At 67.0% G+C, this 16289-nt stretch carries 14 protein-coding genes; 5 read left to right on the top strand and 9 right to left on the bottom strand.

Going from position 1 to position 16289, the window contains the following annotated elements; genetic code table 11:
* Positions 1 to 257: 257 nt before the first annotated feature.
* Positions 258 to 1508 carry an alkaline phosphatase family protein gene (locus CKW06_RS07815; protein ID WP_024958164.1) on the top strand — a complete coding sequence of 417 codons (1251 nt, stop codon included), beginning with the start codon at positions 258 to 260 and terminating at the stop codon, positions 1506 to 1508.
* A gap of 100 nt (positions 1509 to 1608) precedes the next feature.
* Here the strand turns inward: CKW06_RS07815 and CKW06_RS07810 are convergent, their stop codons facing one another.
* Positions 1609 to 1788: a 30S ribosomal protein THX gene (locus tag CKW06_RS07810; RefSeq protein WP_004150462.1), complete on the bottom strand. Its 180-nt coding sequence runs from the start codon at positions 1786 to 1788 to the stop codon at positions 1609 to 1611.
* 110 nt (positions 1789 to 1898) lie between these two features.
* On the bottom strand, positions 1899 to 2312 hold the full coding sequence (locus tag CKW06_RS07805; RefSeq protein ID WP_008264835.1) for a MerC domain-containing protein: 414 nt from the start codon (positions 2310 to 2312) through the stop codon (positions 1899 to 1901).
* A gap of 135 nt (positions 2313 to 2447) precedes the next feature.
* On the opposite strand from CKW06_RS07805, the gene CKW06_RS07800 reads away from it, so the two are divergent.
* The 4 genes from CKW06_RS07800 to CKW06_RS07785 all read left to right on the top strand — a co-directional run bounded on the left by CKW06_RS07800 (position 2448) and on the right by CKW06_RS07785 (position 8260).
* A complete protein-coding gene (locus tag CKW06_RS07800) occupies positions 2448 to 4655 on the top strand; it encodes a TonB-dependent receptor (protein ID WP_024958163.1) in 2208 nt (735 codons plus the stop codon).
* Between the two features lie 200 nt (positions 4656 to 4855).
* The gene (locus tag CKW06_RS07795; RefSeq protein ID WP_019659167.1) at positions 4856 to 5422 is read left to right on the top strand and encodes a TetR/AcrR family transcriptional regulator; all 567 of its coding nucleotides are present in this window, start codon (positions 4856 to 4858) and stop codon (positions 5420 to 5422) included.
* Positions 5422 to 7095 (top strand): MFS transporter, encoded by a 1674-nt coding sequence (locus CKW06_RS07790; RefSeq protein WP_024958162.1) that lies wholly within the window; start codon positions 5422 to 5424, stop codon positions 7093 to 7095. Before CKW06_RS07795 ends, CKW06_RS07790 begins: the two co-directional genes overlap by 1 nt.
* A gap of 10 nt (positions 7096 to 7105) precedes the next feature.
* The gene (locus tag CKW06_RS07785) at positions 7106 to 8260 is read left to right on the top strand and encodes an HlyD family secretion protein (protein WP_024958161.1); all 1155 of its coding nucleotides are present in this window, start codon (positions 7106 to 7108) and stop codon (positions 8258 to 8260) included.
* A gap of 153 nt (positions 8261 to 8413) precedes the next feature.
* On the opposite strand, the gene CKW06_RS07780 is transcribed toward CKW06_RS07785, so the two are convergent.
* The 7 genes from CKW06_RS07780 to creB all read right to left on the bottom strand — a co-directional run bounded on the left by CKW06_RS07780 (position 8414) and on the right by creB (position 16255).
* Positions 8414 to 8905 carry a Fur family transcriptional regulator gene (locus tag CKW06_RS07780; RefSeq protein ID WP_004150412.1) on the bottom strand — a complete coding sequence of 164 codons (492 nt, stop codon included), beginning with the start codon at positions 8903 to 8905 and terminating at the stop codon, positions 8414 to 8416.
* Positions 8906 to 8939: 34 nt separating this feature from the next.
* Positions 8940 to 10343 (bottom strand): glutamate--tRNA ligase, encoded by a 1404-nt coding sequence (gene gltX / locus CKW06_RS07775; protein WP_024958160.1) that lies wholly within the window; start codon positions 10341 to 10343, stop codon positions 8940 to 8942.
* A gap of 153 nt (positions 10344 to 10496) precedes the next feature.
* Positions 10497 to 12074, bottom strand: a complete 1578-nt coding sequence (locus CKW06_RS07770; protein WP_032964382.1) for a M20/M25/M40 family metallo-hydrolase — start codon at positions 12072 to 12074, stop codon at positions 10497 to 10499.
* Positions 12075 to 12243: 169 nt separating this feature from the next.
* Positions 12244 to 12654, bottom strand: coding sequence for a hypothetical protein (locus CKW06_RS07765; RefSeq protein ID WP_012479575.1), 411 nt, complete (start codon positions 12652 to 12654; stop codon positions 12244 to 12246).
* Positions 12655 to 12664: 10 nt separating this feature from the next.
* A complete protein-coding gene (gene creD / locus CKW06_RS07760) occupies positions 12665 to 13984 on the bottom strand; it encodes a cell envelope integrity protein CreD (RefSeq protein WP_005408686.1) in 1320 nt (439 codons plus the stop codon).
* An 81-nt stretch (positions 13985 to 14065) separates the two neighbouring features.
* On the bottom strand, positions 14066 to 15526 hold the full coding sequence (gene creC, locus CKW06_RS07755; protein WP_024958158.1) for a two-component system sensor histidine kinase CreC: 1461 nt from the start codon (positions 15524 to 15526) through the stop codon (positions 14066 to 14068).
* 3 nt (positions 15527 to 15529) lie between these two features.
* Complete coding sequence (gene creB, locus CKW06_RS07750; protein WP_005408684.1) at positions 15530 to 16255, bottom strand: two-component system response regulator CreB; 726 nt, start codon at positions 16253 to 16255, stop codon at positions 15530 to 15532.
* Between the last annotated feature and the right edge of the window lie 34 nt (positions 16256 to 16289).

Genomic DNA, 16289 nt, shown 5'->3' with positions numbered 1-16289 from the left:
CCCACCCAGCCTTCGACAGGTTCCGGCGATCTGTCCGGACGTCATTCTGCGCAACTGTTGGTAGGTGTCGACCTTGGTCGACACGGTAGATCCACGCCATGCGTGGATGGAATCATCAGGGACATGTCTGGAGAAAGCCCCCTTCCTGTTGAAGGGGGCGCGCCGACAGGCGCGGCGATAAGGAAAAATGCGCGGACACGGGGCGCGATAGCGCGCCGTGTCTTGGGCGCGTCATTGCGCGGGCTTATCATGCGCGGATGACTTCCGTACGCCTGACCTGCGCGCTGGCGCTGCTGCTGCCATTGGCCGCCTGCACCACCGCGCCCGCCCCTTCCGCCTCCGTTCCCGGTTCCGCCGCTGCGGCTTCGCCTCCGAAGCTGCTGCTGATCTCCATCGACGGCCTGCGCGCCGATGCGCTGGACCGTGGGCTCACTCCGAACCTGCAGCGACTGATCGACGGCGGCGTGCGTGCACGCTGGATGACGCCGTCCTATCCGTCGCTGACCTTCCCCAACCACTACACCATCGTCACCGGCCTGCGTCCGGACCACCACGGCATCGTCAACAACAGCATGGACGATGCAACCCTGGGCCGTTTCGAACTGAGCAACCGTGACGCGGTCACCACCAGCGGCTGGTGGGGTGGCGAACCGATCTGGGTCAGTGCCGAGAACGCTGGCGTACGTTCGGCCACCACGGCGTGGCCGGGCAGTGAGTCTGAAATCCGCGGCGTGCGCCCCAGCAAGTGGCGCGTATACGACGGCAAGGAACCGCTGGAGCAGCGGGCCGGCATCGTGCTCGACTGGCTGGCGCGGACCGATGCTGATGCACCGCGCCTCACCACGCTGTACATGGAACACGTGGACAAGGCCGGCCACAACTACGGCCCCGGGTCGAAGCAGTACGCCGACGCCATCGTGCGCGCCGACCAGATCGTCGGCCAGGTGCTCGACGGGCTGCAGCAGCGCGATCTGGCCAAGACCACCAACGTGATCGTCGTGTCCGACCACGGCATGGCCAGCGTCGCCGACGGCAACGTGATCGCCACCGAGTCGATGGCCGACCCGGCCATTGCACGCAATATCAGCCAGGGCCAGTCAGTGGGTTTTGCGCCGGTCGCCGGCCGCGAAGCGGAAGCCGAACGCGCCCTGCTCGGACGCCACGCGCATTACGAATGCTGGAAGAAGGAGAACCTGCCGGCACGCTGGCACTACGGCACGCATCCGCGGGTTCCGGCCATCGTCTGTGTCATGGATGAAGGCTGGGATGCCCTGCACCAGGAGAAGATCGCCAAGCGTGCGAAGCAGGATCGAGGTTCGCATGGCTACGACAACGCACTGCCTTCCATGCGCGCAGTGTTCGTGGCCGGCGGCCCGTCGTTCCGCCAGGGCCTGGTGATCGATGGCTTCGACAACGTCGATGTCTATCCGCTGCTGGCCCACCTGCTGCAGGTACCGGCCGCGCCGAACGATGGCAATCCGGAAACGCTGAAGAAGACACTGCGCTGATGCGGTTGTAGAGCCGAACCCACGCTCGGCTCACCGGACAGGCATAAAAAAACGCGGCGCCAGGCGCCGCGTTTTTCATTGAACCGGTCGTTCGACCGGATCAGGCCTTGGCGACGGCCTTCTTCGCCACAGCCTTCTTCGCCGGAGCCTTGGCCACGGTCTTCTTGGCAACCGGAGCGGCGGCGCCTACGGCGACCTTGCTGGCGGTGTGCGAACGGGCGTTGCCATAGCTGGCGTTGTAGCGCTTGCCCTTGGCGGTCTTGCGGTCACCCTTACCCATGTCTTCAACTCCTCAAATGTGAAATCTGGTTACCCCGTACTGACACGGGTTCGGCGGGGCCGCCTTGCTGGGCGCCCCCGCGCACGATCGAAAATCCTATCACGGAGCGCCTAGTGCGCGCAGCTGGCGTCGTGCACGTGACCGTGGTTGAGGCGCAGGTTGACCAGATGGGCCACACCCACCAGCAGGCCACCGATGGTCATCACCACCGCGTGCGGCACCGCATTGTGGTGCAGCGGGTCATACAGCACGCCGGCCCACAATGCGACCAGGCCGGGAATCAGGAAGCCCAGCGCACGCAGCGCACCGTGCCGGCGGTAGCCCCAGACCAGGCTGAACAACCCCAGCAGGGTCACGAACACCACCAGCGCCTGTTCCACGCCGTCGCTCAGCCAGAACGACAGACCCAATGAAGGCGCTGCGGCCAGCAGCACCGGGATCACCGCGCAGTGCACCGCGCACAGCATCGAACCAGTGGCGCCGAAACGGTCGAGCAGGTGGCGCAGGCGTGAGGACAGGGACATGACTTCCAGCAGGGTCGGCGAATCGTTATGGAATAATATAACATCCCTCTCCGACCCGCACGGTTTCCCTCCCCCTGTCCCATCGACGGGATTCGTGCGCCCCGCGATTGATACATTGTAACAAAGGACCCGTCCATGCCCGCCCATACCCCACGGCTCAAGCCGCATTCCCTGGCCCTGGCGCTCGCCGCCCTGCTGCCGTCCGTCGCCTTTGCAGCCGGCCAGGACACCGCCCATCGTGACCGCCACCTGACCGAGCTGTCGTCGGTGCAGGTCACCGCGTCGCCATTGCAGGGTGATGCCGAATCGCTGGCACGCCCGGTGGAGGTGCTGGCCGGTGAACGCCTGGACGAGCAGAAGGCCGGCACCCTCGGCGATACCGTGGCCAAGCTGCCCGGCGTGCAGAGCACCTTCTTCGGCCCCGGCGTCGGCCGCCCGATCATCCGTGGCCAGGAAGGCCCGCGCGTGGCCGTGCTGTCCAACGGCATGGGCAACATGGATGCGTCCACGGTCAGCGCCGACCACGCCACCAGCATCGAACCGTTCCTGGCCGACCAGATCGAAGTACTGAAGGGCCCGGCCACGCTGCTGTTCGGCAGCGGCGCCATTGGTGGTGCGGTCAATGTGGTCGACGGGCGCATCGCGCGCGAGCTGCCTGAGCGGCCGCTCAGCGGTCGTGCCGAACTGCGCGGCAATTCGGTGAACAACGAGCGCAGCGGCATGTTCCGCCTCGATGGCGTCAGCGGCAACGTCGTACTGCATGTGGATGGCCTGGTCCGCAACGGCGACGACTACCGCATTCCCGGTTACGCGGTGATCGACAGCCTGGAAGACCACCACGACGACCACGACCATGACCACGCGGGCGAGGAAGGCGAAGAACCGCGCCGCGGCCGCCTCGACAACAGTTCGATCCGCACACGCGCCGGTGGCGTCGGCGCAACGTGGCTGGGCGACGGTGGCTACTTCGGCGTGTCGGCCAGCACCTACCGCACCAACTATGGCATTCCCAATGGCGCGCACGTGCACGCCGACGGTGATGATCATGGCCATGACCACGGTCACGACCATGGTGATGAAGAGGAAGGCGGCGACGAGCATGACGTGCGCATCGACATGGTGCAGAACCGCTTCGAGACCAAGGCCGGCATCTACAACCCGGTCTCGTTCCTGAAGAACATCAACGCACGCGTGGCCTACACCGACTACGAGCACGTAGAGCTGGAGGCCGGTACGCCGTCGACCCGCTTCACCAACCGCGGCATCGAAGCGCGCCTGGAAGCGGTGCAGCAGCAGATCGGCGGCTGGGACGGCGCCTTCGGCCTGCAGTTCGGCAACAGTGATTTCGGTGCCAAGGGCGAAGAGGCGTTCGTTCCGGATACAGGCACGAAGAACATCGGCCTGTTCGTACTGCAGGAAAAGCAGTTCGGCCCGTTCAAGCTGGAACTGGGCGGCCGCCACGACCAGGTCAAGCTGGACCCGACCGGTGACTACCGCCGCCGCACCTTCGGTGCCACCAACCTGTCTGCCGCTGGTATCTGGAAGCTCAACGATGCCGTTGACCTGCGCATCGGCGTGGACAGCTCCGAGCGAGCACCGACCAACGAAGAGCTGTATGCCGCCGGCGCGCACATCGCCACCCGTTCGCTGGAAATCGGCGACGCCAACCTGAAGACCGAGCGCGGCCAGCGCGTGGAACTGGGTATCCACACCCACAGCGAGCGCCTGGACTTCTCTGCGTCGGTCTACCAGACCAGGTTCAAGGACTTCATCTACCTGGCCGACACCGGCATCACCGAGGGCCTGCCGGTGCGCACCTGGACGCAGCAGGACGCGGTGTTCCGCGGTGCCGAGGCCGAAGCGCTGGTGCACCTGTTCGAGGGCGGCGCCGGTGACTGGGATCTGCGCCTGTTCGGCGACTACGTGAGGGCCAAGCTGGATGGCAGCGGCAGCCGCAACCTGGACATCGCCGTGCCGCATGGCGACCACAACCACAACTACACGGTGGAACTGGCCAACACCGGCTATCTGCCGCGTATCGCACCGGCCCGCGTCGGCGCCGACCTGCGCTGGTCGAAGGACGGCTGGCGCGCTTCGGTCGGTGCGGTGCGCTACAGCCGCCAGAAGGACGTCGCCCAGAACGAAGCCCCGAGCGACGGCTACACTCTGGTCGACGCGCATCTGGCCTACCGCTGGGATCGCAACGCCAGCAACAGCTACGAGGTGTTCCTGGATGGCAGCAACCTGACCAACCGCGAAGTGCGTCCGCATACCTCGCTGCTGCGCGACTACTCGCCGCTGCCAGGCCGTGGTGTCGCATTCGGCATCCGCGCGTTCTTCTGATCGCACACGGCGGGGTCGCAGCCCTTCTCGAAGGAAAGGGCTCTGACCCCCACGCCATTCCACGGGGGCCTTCGGGCCCCCGTTTTCATTTCGACCCAAGCCATCACACATTCGTCACAAAGATGTGCGTACCACAACAAGCGGACAATCCCGTCACCCAATGTCTCGCCAATCGGACACTTCTGTCCGAAAATAATTCCATGACTGCCCAACGTGCCGATGCTGCTGCCCGCCGTGCCCTCATCCTCGATGCCGCCGATCATGTGTTCGGCCAACACGGTGTCACCGCCCCGCTGGACCTGGTGGTCGAACGCGCCCAGGTAGGCCGCGCCACCCTGTACCGCAACTTCCCCGACCGCACCGCGCTGATCCAGGCGCTGCTGCAGCGCACGGTCGACCGCATCCGGCGCCAGGTCGAGCAGCTCGGCGACCGCGACGACGCCCTGTTCGAGGTGTTCGAAGGCATGGCCCAGCGCATCATTGATTCGCCGGCATTGGCCGATTACTGGCGTGCGGTCGATTCGGACGTGCCGTCCATGCGCGCCGCGCGCGAGACCGTGCGCGACCTGCTGGAGGAACCGATCGCGCGCGCCAAGGCCGCCGGGCTGTGCCGTGCCGACCTGGAAAAGACGGATATTTCACTGATCTCGGGCATGCTGGGTGCGGCCCTGCGCGGCAAGACCCGCGACGAGCGCGCCCAGTTGGCCGGGCGTGCCCTGCAGCTGCTGCGTGGGGGTCTCCAGGGAGCTGCCAGCGAGGCCCGTTGATGGTCCAGCCGTATCTGAAGCCGGTTCCGGATTGGGAGGAGCACGAAAAGCCGACCATGCCCGGTTCGGCATCGATGCCCTGGCACCCGCCGTATCGGCGCGCGGCCTATGCGCTGGTATCACTGCTGGTGGCGATCACCGGCGGCCTCGGCAATGCGCTGGTTACCGCCAACCTCCCGTTCCTGCAGGGCCAGCTGGCACTGACCCCGACCCAGGGCAGCTGGCTGGTGGCGGCCTATGCCATGGTGAATGTCACCGCCAACCTGTTGGCCTTCAAGTTCCGCCAGCAGTACGGCATCCGCCTGTTCGCCGAGATCGGGCTGGGCCTGTACGCGGCGCTGGCGGTGCTGCACCTGTTCGTCGGCAGCTTCGAGACCACGATGCTGACCCGCGCCGCCAGCGGCTTCGCGGGTGCGGCCTGTTCGACACTGGGCACGCTGTACATGCTGCAGGCGCTGCCGCGCCGCTTTACCGGCAACCTGCTGGTGGTCGGCGTCGGCCTTTCGCAGCTGGCGGTGCCGATCGCCTGGATCGTTTCGCCAGGCCTGGTGGATACCGGCCAATGGCACCAGCTGTATTCGTTTGAAGCCGGGCTGGCGCTGTGTGCGTTTGCCGCCGTGGTGGTGTTGAAGCTGCCGCCCGGCATCCAGGTGAAGGCGTTCGAACCGCTGGACTTCCTCACCTTTGCCCTGCTTGCACCGGCCGTCGCGCTGCTGGTGATCGTGCTGGCGCAGGGCTACACCCGCTGGTGGCTCAACACGCCGTGGCTGGGCTGGGCCCTGGTCGCCTCGATCGTGCTGTCCACCACCGCCTTCATCATCGAGCACTACCGGCGCAATCCGCTGCTGCAGACACGCTGGCTGGCCAGCCTGCCCGTACTGCATTTCATCGTCGGCGCCTTCCTGATCCGCTTCCTGACCACCGAGCAGTCCTACGGCGTGGTCAACCTGATGCGCACGCTCGGCATGGGCCCTGATCAGTTGCGGCCGCTGTTCGTGGTGATTCTTGCCGGCGTGATCACCGGTATCGCCGGCACTGCACTGACTTTCGGGCCCAAACGGCTGATCCCGCAGCTGCTGATGGCGATCCTGCTGCTGGGCGCCGCCGCGTTCTTCGACCAGCACCGCACCAGCATGGATCGGCGGCACGACTTCTACGCCAGCCAGTTCCTGGCCTCGGTCGGTGCCGGCATGTTCATGGGCCCGTTGATCATGCTCGGCATTTCCGCCGCGCTGAAACAGGGCGTGGACCACATGATCACCTTCCTGGTGACGCTGTCGATCACGCAGACGCTGGGCGGCCTGGCCGGCTCGGCGGTGCTGGGCACCTTCCAGCTGCATCGCGAGCAGTTGTATTCCAGCGCGCTGACCAGCCAGCTCGACCCGGCCGATCCGGTGGTGGCACAGCGCCTGCGCGTCCAACAGCAGCTGTACAGCGCCCAGATCACCGATCCGGTGCTGCGCAGCGCGCAGGGCAGCGCGCAGTTGGCGCAGACGACGCGCCGCGAAGCCAACGTACGCGGCTTCAATGATGTGTTCACGCTGAGCGGTTGGTTGGCCATCGGCTTCCTGTGCTGGTTGCTGCTGCTGTCGCTGCGCACCGCCGTGCTCAAGCAATGGCGCAAGCGCCACCCCACTTCCCCCGCTGTGGCCACGCCGGCCGCGCCCCGCTGAGTTCTCGACCATGCCTCCCGTCCCGCCCCGACCCGACGACGCCGACAACGTAACCCCACCGCCGCCGACCGACGCGGCGCCTGCCCCTACGCCGGTAGAACCCGCTGTCGCGCCGAAGTACCTCAAGCCCAGCGCGCGCAGCGTGGTGGTGATGGTGGTGGTGGCCCTGCTGGGCATTGCGCTGATCCTGCGCGCCTGGCACCTGTGGCCGTTCACCAGCAGCGTGATGGTGACCGACAACGCGTATGTACGCGGACAGATCACGGTGATGGCGCCACAGGTCAACGGCTATGTAACCGAGGTGCTGGTGAAGGACTTCCAGCACGTGAAGGAAGGCGAGCCGCTGCTGCGCATCGATGACCGCATCTATGCGCAGCGGGTCGCCCAGGCGCAGGCGACGCTGGACAGCGCACGCGCGGCCCTGGCCAACTCGGACCAGTCGCAGGCGCAGAACCGTGCACAGATTGCCTCCGCCCGCGCCACATTGTCGGCCGGGCAGGCGGAGCTGCAACGCTCACGCAACGAGACCAAGCGCTACGAAGAGCTGGCCGCGCAGCAGCTGGTATCGATCAACGACCGCGACAAGTTCCGCACCACCCAGGCCTCGGCACAGGCCAGCGTGCAGCAGTCGCAGGCGCAGATCCGCATCGCCGAGGAAACGCTGGTATCGACCCAGGTGGCGCGAAAGAGCCTGGAGGCCCAGGTGGAAAGCGCGCAGGCGCAGCTGGAACTGGCGCGCATCGATCTGGCCAACACGGTGATCCACGCGCCGCGCGACGGCCAGATCAGCGAAGCCAGCGTACGCGTGGGCCAGTACGTTGCCGCCGGTTCGCAGCTGCTGTTCCTGGTACCTGACACGCTGTGGGTGGTGGCCAACTACAAGGAAGGCCAGACGTGGGGGATGGCGATCGGCCAGCCGGCCACGTTCTCGGTGGACGCGTTCCAAGGCCAGGTGCTGCGGGGCCGCGTGCAGGAGATCGCGCCCGCCACCGGGTCGGAATTCAGCGTGCTGCGCCCGGACAATGCCAGCGGCAACTTCACCAAGGTGGTGCAGCGGCTGCCGGTGCGGATATCGATCAACAAAGGCCAGAAGCTGGCCGCGCAGCTGCGCCCCGGCATGTCGGTGATCGTGCGGGTGGATACGGCAAGCAAGCCCATGGACTAGGGCGCGACCCTGCAGGACTCGGCTGGGTAGAGACGGCTGGGTAGAGTCGACTGTTAGTCGACTATCGCGCAGCGCGGGGTGCTCGTGGGCTTCACGGAAGAGCAGTCGACTAACAGTCGACTCTACCGCCGACCGACTCTACCGCCGACACGATCAACCCGCGCAGCGCGCGCAGAGGCCATGCACTTCCAGGGTCTGCGCCTGCGGCTGGAAACCCAGCTCCTTGGCGCGCTTCTCCAGCTGGGTGACGATCTCGCGGTCTTCCAGCTCCACCGCGCTGTGGCAGCTGTTGCAGATCAGGAACGGCACCGAATGCGCGGCGCTGCTGGGATGGTGGCAGGCCACGAAGGCATTCACCGATTCCAGCTTGTGCACGAAGCCATTGGCCATCAGGAAGTCGAGGGCGCGGTACACGGTGGGCGGGGCATCAGCACCCACGCCCTTGCCGTTGCGCACCCACTCCAGCAGCTCGTAGGCCTTGACCGGCTTGCCGGCCTCGGCGATCAGCTTCAGCACGTTGGCGCGGATCGGGGTCAGGCGCAGCCCGCGTTCGCGCGAGACGCGCTCGACCACCGCCACGAAGTCCGATGCGTCGTGGACGTGGTGGTGCGGGGCGGTACAGGCAGTGGCGGTCTTGGCGGGCATGCGTGTTCTCCGGTTCGGGCCTGGCAAGGATGCCTCAGGCCGTTGCTACCTTGGTGATGGCCACATCGATGCGTTTCAAGGCCTGCTCGCGGCCGGCCAGGTAAACGGTATGGGAAATGTCAGGACTGACCTGGGTGCCGGTGATGGCCACGCGCAGCGGCTGGGCGACCTTGCCCATGCCGATTTCCAGCGCTGCGGCCGCCTCGTGCAGGGCGACGCCCACCGACTCGGCGGTCCATTCCGGCAGGGCGGCCAGCAGCTCGCGGGCCTTGCCCAGCGCCACCTCGGCACCGGCCTTGAAGTGCTTGGCCACCGCTGCTTCGTCGTACTCGGTCAGCGGCTGGTACCAGACCACGGCCTTCTCGGCCATTTCCTTCAGGGTCTGCACGCGTTCACGCAGGGCGATCACCACGTCCTCCGGGGCCGGGCCAGCGGCCACGTCCAGGCCCAGCTTCTGCAGCTGGTAGACCAGGTGCGGCACGATCGCGGACACGTCCTCGGTCTTCAGGAAGTGCTGGTTGACCCAGCCCAGCTTGGCCATGTCCAGGCGCGAGGCCTTGGAATTGCAGTCCTTCACGTCGAACAGATCGATCAGTTCCTGGCGGCTGAACAGCTCCTGGTCACCGTGCGACCAGCCCAGGCGGGCCAGGTAGCTCAGCAGCGCGTCCGGCAGGTAGCCGGCGTCCTTGTACTGCATCACGTCGGCCGCGCCGGTGCGCTTGGACAGCTTGGCGCCCTGCTCGTCCAGGATCATCGGCATGTGGCCGAACTTCGGCACCGGCGCGCCGATGCCTTCGTACAGGTTGATCTGGCGCGGGGTGTTGTTGATGTGGTCGTCGCCGCGGATGACCTCGGTGATGCCCATGTCCCAGTCGTCCACCACCACCGCGAAGTTGTAGGTGGGGTAGCCGTCCGGGCGGAAGATGACCATGTCATCCAGCTCGCTGTTGGCGATCTCGATACGGCCCTTGATCAGGTCGTCGAACACCACCGTGCCTTCCAGCGGGTTCTTGAAGCGGATGACGCGGTTCGGATCATCCCTGCGCGGCAGGCCCAGGTCACGCGCGGCACCGTTGTAGCGCGGCTTCTCCTGCCTGGCCATGGCAGCCTCGCGCATCGCGTCCAGCTCTTCGCGGGTCTCGTATGCGTAATACGCCTTGCCGTCGGCCACCAGCTGTTCGGCCACTTCCAGGTAACGGGCGACGCGGTCGGTCTGGTAGATCGGGCCTTCGTCATAGTCCAGGCCCAGCCACTCCATCGCCTCCAGGATCGCGTCGATCGCGCCCTGGGTGCTGCGTTCACGGTCGGTGTCCTCGATGCGCAGCACGAACTCGCCGCCACGGTGGCGGGCCTCCAGCCAGCAGTACAGCGCAGTGCGGGCACCACCGATGTGCAGGTAGCCGGTGGGACTGGGGGCGAAGCGGGTGCGGCAGGTCATGGACGGCTCGAGGAACGGGAATCCCCCGATTTTACCAGCCCTCCGCCCCCGACGGAAAAAGGGGACGGAGGGGATTAAGTCGCGATTGCCCAGCCTGGGGCGCTGCACCCGGGAAACGGAGGGGAGAAACGACTTAATCCCCTCCGTCCCCTTTTACGGTTCCACCTTGCGCGGGAACGGCTGCTCGCGCATCGCGGCGTTGTAGGCGAACGAGGCGACGATGGCTGCGGCCTGCTTGAGGTCCTCCGGTTCGGCGTGGTCCCAGGTGTCCAGGTGGCTGTGGTGGACATTGGTGAAGTAGTCCAGCCGGTCCTGGATGAACTGGAAGCCCGGCAGGCCGATGCGGTCGAAGCTGATGTGGTCGGTGCTGCCGGTGTTGCGGGTGGCCACGGTGGTGGCGCCCACGTCATGGAACGGCGCCAGCCAGGCTTCGAAGATCGGCATCGCCGCCAGGTTTTCCTGCGCATAGATGCCGCGGAAGCGGCCCGAGCCGTTGTCCATGTTGAAGTAGACCTGGAACTTGCCGTAATCGCGGGTCTTCTGCAGCGCGCCGGTGGGCTCGCGCAGCGAGGCCGGCAGCGCCTTCTGCGCCGGGTCGGTGGGTTCCGGGAAACGACCGAAGTGCTTGGCCACATAGGCCTGCGAGCCGATCAGGCCCTGTTCCTCGCCGCTCCACAGCGCCACGCGGATGGTGCGCCTGGGCTTGGCGCCGGTGGCCTTGAGGATGCGCATCGCCTCCATCATCACCGCCACGCCAGCCGCGTTGTCGGCCGCACCGGTACCGCTGTGCCAGGAATCCAGGTGCGCGCCGATCATCACCACTTCATCGGGCTTGCTGCTGCCACGGATCTCGGCCAGCGTGTTGTAACCGGGCTGGTCGGCCTCATCGGTGAAGCGTGCTGCCACATCCACGCGCAGGCGCACCGTCTGCTTGGCCTCCAGCGCGCGCACCAGCGGATTGAAGTGCTCGCTGATCATCGCCAGCTCGGGGATGCCCACCGACTCACCGGCCTTGCGCGAACCACCACCGGCAACCCGGATGATGCCGTTGTCCCAGCTGCTGATGCTGATCGAGGCCAGCGCGCCCTCTTCCACGAAGAACGCATTGACCTTGGTCGCCAGCTGCTGGCGTTCCTGATACTCCTTGACCCGCTTGGCACGCTCGGCGGTGGCGTCCTTGTCCTTGGGCAGGGTGAACTCCTGCAGGCCTTCCAGCGAGGTGGCGTCGTGGCGATGCGAATCCGCCTCGGTGCCGCGCTTGTACTCGCGCGCCTCGTCCAGCAGCAGGATCTTGCCGCGCAGCTTGCCGCGGTACTTCTCGATGTCTTCGGGCTTCTTGATCTCGACCTGGACCAGCTCGCCTTCAACCGGCCCCTTGGTGCCCGGCGTCCAGGCCTTGGGCAGTGCATGCAGCGGCTGCACGCGGTCGCCCAGCATCTCCACGCTCGCCGAAGTGAACTCCCAGCCGCGCCCGAAGTCGTCGAAGGCCTCGTCGTGGACGTTGTCCAGCTTCCATTCGTTGAACTTGCCGCGGGTCCAGGCGTTGGCGCGACCCATGGCCGGCGAGTTGGTCAGGCGCGGCCCGATGCGCTCGGTGAGATAGCTGAAGGTGTCCATCACCTGCGAACGGTGGAAGGCCTCCTGGCGGATGCGGCTGACCATGTCCAGGTCCACCGTCTCGCGCTGCTGCGCTCCTGCATTGCCACCCATCGCCAGCGCTGCGGCCAGCATGCCCCACTTCAACACATCGCACCCCTGCCCTTCGGCTCGATCATCAACTCGTCGAGTCTAGCCAGCGGGGGCGCGGGGATACCGTCCCATCGGTCATGGGCGGGAGCGTGCGAACCAAGGTTCGCACCCACAACAGTAGATCCACGCCATGCGTGGATGAACAGCCCAATCACCCGCTCCATCCCAACCACAACTGTGCCCGTTCCGGCAGCAGCAGCAACCAGTGCCGCCGGTCGATGCTGCTGCAGCCGTACACCGCCGCGTGTGCCGGCCAGTCATCCGGAAGGCCACCGATACCGATCTCGGCCAGCGCCTCCGCCCCGGCCTTCCATGGCCGGTAGCGCGGCACCCGGCCAGCCACCGCGCCGCGTCCCTGCCGCGCGCCCTGCAGCCAGCGCAATCCCTGCCCCTGCAATCCTTCGCAGGTCACCGCCGCCAGCTGGAAGCGGACCAGGCCGGGGGCGATCCGCGCCCCCGGCAGGGCCGCCAGCACGCCATGTGCCTGCAGCAGTGCATCCACTTCCAGCAGGGCCGGAATGCCCTGCCGTGCCCGTTGCCGCAATCCCTGGCGCCAGCCCATGGCCTGCTCCTTACTTCAGTTCCGCGCCGAGCGCGTACCAGTCGACCCGGCGGGTCACCCACATCGCCAGCGCCAGGATCACGAACAGCAGCAGCGAACCCATCAACAGCGCGTTGTTCTCCGACACCAGCAGGCCATACAGCGCGCCGTACAGCACGGTCAGCAGCGCAGCGAAGCCAAGGCCGCGCTTCCAGTGGCCCAGCACATTGGCCAGGTACACCGCCTGCAGGCCAATACAGGCCACGGCCGAGACCAGGTAAGCCTTCCAGAACGCGATGTGCTCGGACAGGCTGATCAGCAGCAGGAAGAAGATCGCCAGCGCCAGGCCCACCATCAGGTACTGCAACGGGTGGATGCGCAGCGACTTGATCAGCTCGAACAGGATGAAGCCGACGAAGGTGAGCAGCACGAACAGCACGCCGTATTTCGAGGCACGGTCGGCCTGGGTGTAGGTATCGACCGGATCGACCAGCGACACCGTCACCGCCTGCGATTCGACCGCACCATCATTGCGCAGCTGGCGCTGGGCATCGGAGGCCAGCGAGGACACCGCCCAGCGTGCATCGAAGCCCTGCGCATCAACGCGGCGTTCGTTGGGCAGGAACGCGCCGCTGAACGACGGATGCGGCCAGCTCGAACGCAGCGCGATGTGGGTGTCATCGCCCAACGGCACCACCGACAGCATGCGGCTGCCATCCAGGCGCAGCTCCAGTTCAACCGTGCTGGCAGCCAGCGTGCCGCCCTGATCCGCAGCGAAACCGGCCACCGGTGCGTGCAGGCCTCGCCCCACCTCGCTGGCCGCGCCAACGCCCGGCAGCAACCGCAGCTGCTTGCCATCCACGCGCAGGTTCGGCGTACCCACCAGGCCACGCACATCGGATACACCAACCGCGACATACGGCTGGCCGTAGCTGCGGCCGGCCTTCACCGGATAGTCGTCTGCGGCGAAGGTCGCCTTCATCTGGCCGTTCCAGCTGTACACCGGTACCTTGAACAGGCCGACTTCGCGCTGGCTCGGCAGCATCTCGCCGCCCACCTCCAGCGACGCCGGCATCTGCAGCCAGTGCCCCTCGGTGACCTGTATCTCGGTCTTCTTGACGCCCAGCGGGTCGACCAGTTCAACCTGCTTGCGTTCCACCCATGGCACCACCCGCACCGGGCCCACCAGCTGCTGTGCACCGGCGCGGCTGTCGGCCACCCGCGAGAACGCCTCGTCGCGGTACGCACTGCGTTCGTTGATGACCCCGCGGATCATGGTCAGCGGCACCAGCAGCAGCAGGATCAGCCCGCCGACAATGGCGAACCTCAGCAGCATCTTCAGGGATTTCATGGTCCATCCTCGTTGGAGAGGGCTGCAGGATGGACCGCGGTGGTGAGCAGGGTTTGTGGCGAATTTGAAGCGAGTGTGAAGTCAGCGGCGAGGGCGCTGGCCCGGCGCGCCCAACGGCAGCCACAGGCTGGCCACGGTGCCGCCGCCCTCGCGGACGTCGACACTGGCGCGCCCATCGTGCAGGCGCGCGACTTCCTGCACGAATGGCAGGCCCAGGCCGGAACTGCGCCGCCCGCTGCCGGGCCGCGCCAGCGAATAGAAGCGTTCGAACACCCGTTCGCGCGCATAGTCCGGGATGCCGGCGCCGCGGTCGGCCACCTGCAGGCGCACGCCCTTTCCATCCACCTCGGCCTGCAGCGCGATCTCCGCGCCGGACGGCGAGAAGGCAATCGCGTTGTCGATCAGGTTGTGCAGCGCCTGCCGCAGCAGGTAGCCGTCGCCCTGCACCCGCAGGTCGGGCACGTTGCCGATGTGGACCCGCACACCGGCCGCCTGCGCGCGCACCTGCGCGGCCGCGGCCGCATCGGCCAGCAATGCCGGCAATGCAATCGGGTCGCGGGTCTGCAGCCAGCCGTGCTGTTCCACTTCGGCCAGCGCCAGCAGCTTGTCGATGGTCTCGGTCAGCCGTTCCTGCTGATCGACAATGCTGCGCGCGAAATGCACGCGGTCCGCTTCGGGCAGCGGCTCCTGCAGCAGTTCGGCGGCACCGCGGATCGCCGCCAGCGGGCTCTTCATCTCGTGCGTCAGCGACTGCACGTACTGCTCGACGTAGGCCTTGCCTTCGAGCTTGCGGCGCATCGTTTCCAGCGCCTGGCCGAGATCGCCGATCTCGTCGCGACGGCGCCGTGGTGGTGGCACCGGTTCGCCCGCGCTGACCGCGCGTGCATAGCGGCTGAGCTGGCCGAGGCCAGTGGTCAGCCACATCGTCACCAGCACGCCGACCAGCGCCGACAATCCGATGAGCCAGGCACCGCGCTCGATGATGGCGCGCTGGCTGGCAGCGATGAACGGATCGATGCTGCGGTTGGGCTGGGCCAGGCTGAGCACGCCGATCAGGGTGCGGCCATCGGCCGGGTCGTATACCGGCGCCGCCACATGCATCACCGTATCGCCTTCCTCGCCCGGAATCTCGGGGCTGGAACGGGCACCGTACTCGCCACGCAGGGTGCGGTAGACATCATTCCAGCGCGAATTGTCGCGGCCAAGGTCACGGCCCAGCGAGTCGTAGATGACGATGCCCTTGGCATCGGTGATGGTCACCCGGTAATCCAGCGAGCGCTTCGGGAAACGCCAGACCATTGCCTTCAGGTCGCGCTGCCGTGCCTTGGCCAGGTTGCGGGTGAAGCTGCCGCTGCCGATGGTGCCGTCCTTGACGTCGGCGGCGGCCATCTCGGCCAGCACGTTGGCCGCATCGACCAGGGTCGATTCCATCGCCTGGCGCACACCCGGCTTCACTTCGTTGACGAACACGCGCATCACGAAGAAGGCCGCGATGCCGGTGATCAGGAAGAAGCCCAGGAACAGCTTCAGCACCAGGCGCATCGGCTAGACCTCCAGCGCGTAGCCAAGGCCACGGTGGGTGCGGATCGGGTCGTCGCTGGCACCGGCCGCGCGCAGCTTGGCACGCAGCGTCTTTACATGGGTATCGACGGTGCGGTCGGCACTGTCGGCGCTGCTGTCCCAGCCACGGTCCATCAGCTGGGCACGGCTGAGGATGGCACCGGGTCGCTGCAGCAGCGCCTCCAGCAGCGCGTACTCGTAGCGGGTCAGGTCCAGTGCCTGGCCACGGAAGCGGATGCGCCGGCCTTCGCGGTCGATGGCGAACGCGCCATGTTCCTGCCAGCCTGCATCGGCGCTGGGCGCTGCGATGACCGGCGCCGCACGGCGCAGGCGTGCACGCACCCGCGCCACCAGCTCGCGCGGCGAGAACGGCTTGGTCATGTAGTCGTCGGCGCCCAGCTCCAGGCCGAGCACGCGGTCCACTTCATCATTGCGGGCGGTCAGGAAGATCACCGGCAGCTGCGCCGCCGGCCCGGGCTGCGCGCGCAGGCGCCGGCACACCTCGAAACCGCCCAGGTCGGGCAGGCCCACGTCCAGCACCACCACGTCGATATCCCCGGCCTGCAGCCGCTGCAGCGCCTCCCCGCCCAGCAGGCAGTGGCTGGCGGCATAGCCCTCGCTGCGCAGCGCATAGAGCACGGTTTCGGCGATGGCGGCTTCGTCCTCGACTACCAGGACATGGGCAACGGGAGCTGTCATGGCGCGCAGCATAGCCGCTGCGGCCGCCGCCCCGTACACTGCCGCC

Source organism: Stenotrophomonas maltophilia (assembly GCF_900186865.1).
GTDB lineage: Bacteria > Pseudomonadota > Gammaproteobacteria > Xanthomonadales > Xanthomonadaceae > Stenotrophomonas > Stenotrophomonas maltophilia.
The sequence above is the reverse complement of the archived record's forward strand: the minus strand, read 5'-3'. Positions and strand labels throughout refer to the sequence as shown.

What these genes read in the sequence shown, in the direction of transcription:
- CKW06_RS07765 (WP_012479575.1), bottom strand. Translation starts at nt 12,654, where the DNA reads ATGGGCTGGCGCCAGGGATTGCGGCAACGGGCACGGCAGGGCATTCCG.
- gltX (WP_024958160.1), bottom strand. Translation starts at nt 10,343, where the DNA reads ATGACCTGCCGCACCCGCTTCGCCCCCAGTCCCACCGGCTACCTGCAC.
- creD (WP_005408686.1), bottom strand. Translation starts at nt 13,984, where the DNA reads ATGAAATCCCTGAAGATGCTGCTGAGGTTCGCCATTGTCGGCGGGCTG.
- creB (WP_005408684.1), bottom strand. Translation starts at nt 16,255, where the DNA reads ATGCTGCGCGCCATGACAGCTCCCGTTGCCCATGTCCTGGTAGTCGAG.
- CKW06_RS07810 (WP_004150462.1), bottom strand. Translation starts at nt 1,788, where the DNA reads ATGGGTAAGGGTGACCGCAAGACCGCCAAGGGCAAGCGCTACAACGCC.
- CKW06_RS07785 (WP_024958161.1), top strand. Translation starts at nt 7,106, where the DNA reads ATGCCTCCCGTCCCGCCCCGACCCGACGACGCCGACAACGTAACCCCA.
- creC (WP_024958158.1), bottom strand. Translation starts at nt 15,526, where the DNA reads ATGCGCCTGGTGCTGAAGCTGTTCCTGGGCTTCTTCCTGATCACCGGC.
- CKW06_RS07800 (WP_024958163.1), top strand. Translation starts at nt 2,448, where the DNA reads ATGCCCGCCCATACCCCACGGCTCAAGCCGCATTCCCTGGCCCTGGCG.
- CKW06_RS07795 (WP_019659167.1), top strand. Translation starts at nt 4,856, where the DNA reads ATGACTGCCCAACGTGCCGATGCTGCTGCCCGCCGTGCCCTCATCCTC.
- CKW06_RS07815 (WP_024958164.1), top strand. Translation starts at nt 258, where the DNA reads ATGACTTCCGTACGCCTGACCTGCGCGCTGGCGCTGCTGCTGCCATTG.
- CKW06_RS07790 (WP_024958162.1), top strand. Translation starts at nt 5,422, where the DNA reads ATGGTCCAGCCGTATCTGAAGCCGGTTCCGGATTGGGAGGAGCACGAA.
- CKW06_RS07780 (WP_004150412.1), bottom strand. Translation starts at nt 8,905, where the DNA reads ATGCCCGCCAAGACCGCCACTGCCTGTACCGCCCCGCACCACCACGTC.
- CKW06_RS07770 (WP_032964382.1), bottom strand. Translation starts at nt 12,074, where the DNA reads ATGCTGGCCGCAGCGCTGGCGATGGGTGGCAATGCAGGAGCGCAGCAG.
- CKW06_RS07805 (WP_008264835.1), bottom strand. Translation starts at nt 2,312, where the DNA reads ATGTCCCTGTCCTCACGCCTGCGCCACCTGCTCGACCGTTTCGGCGCC.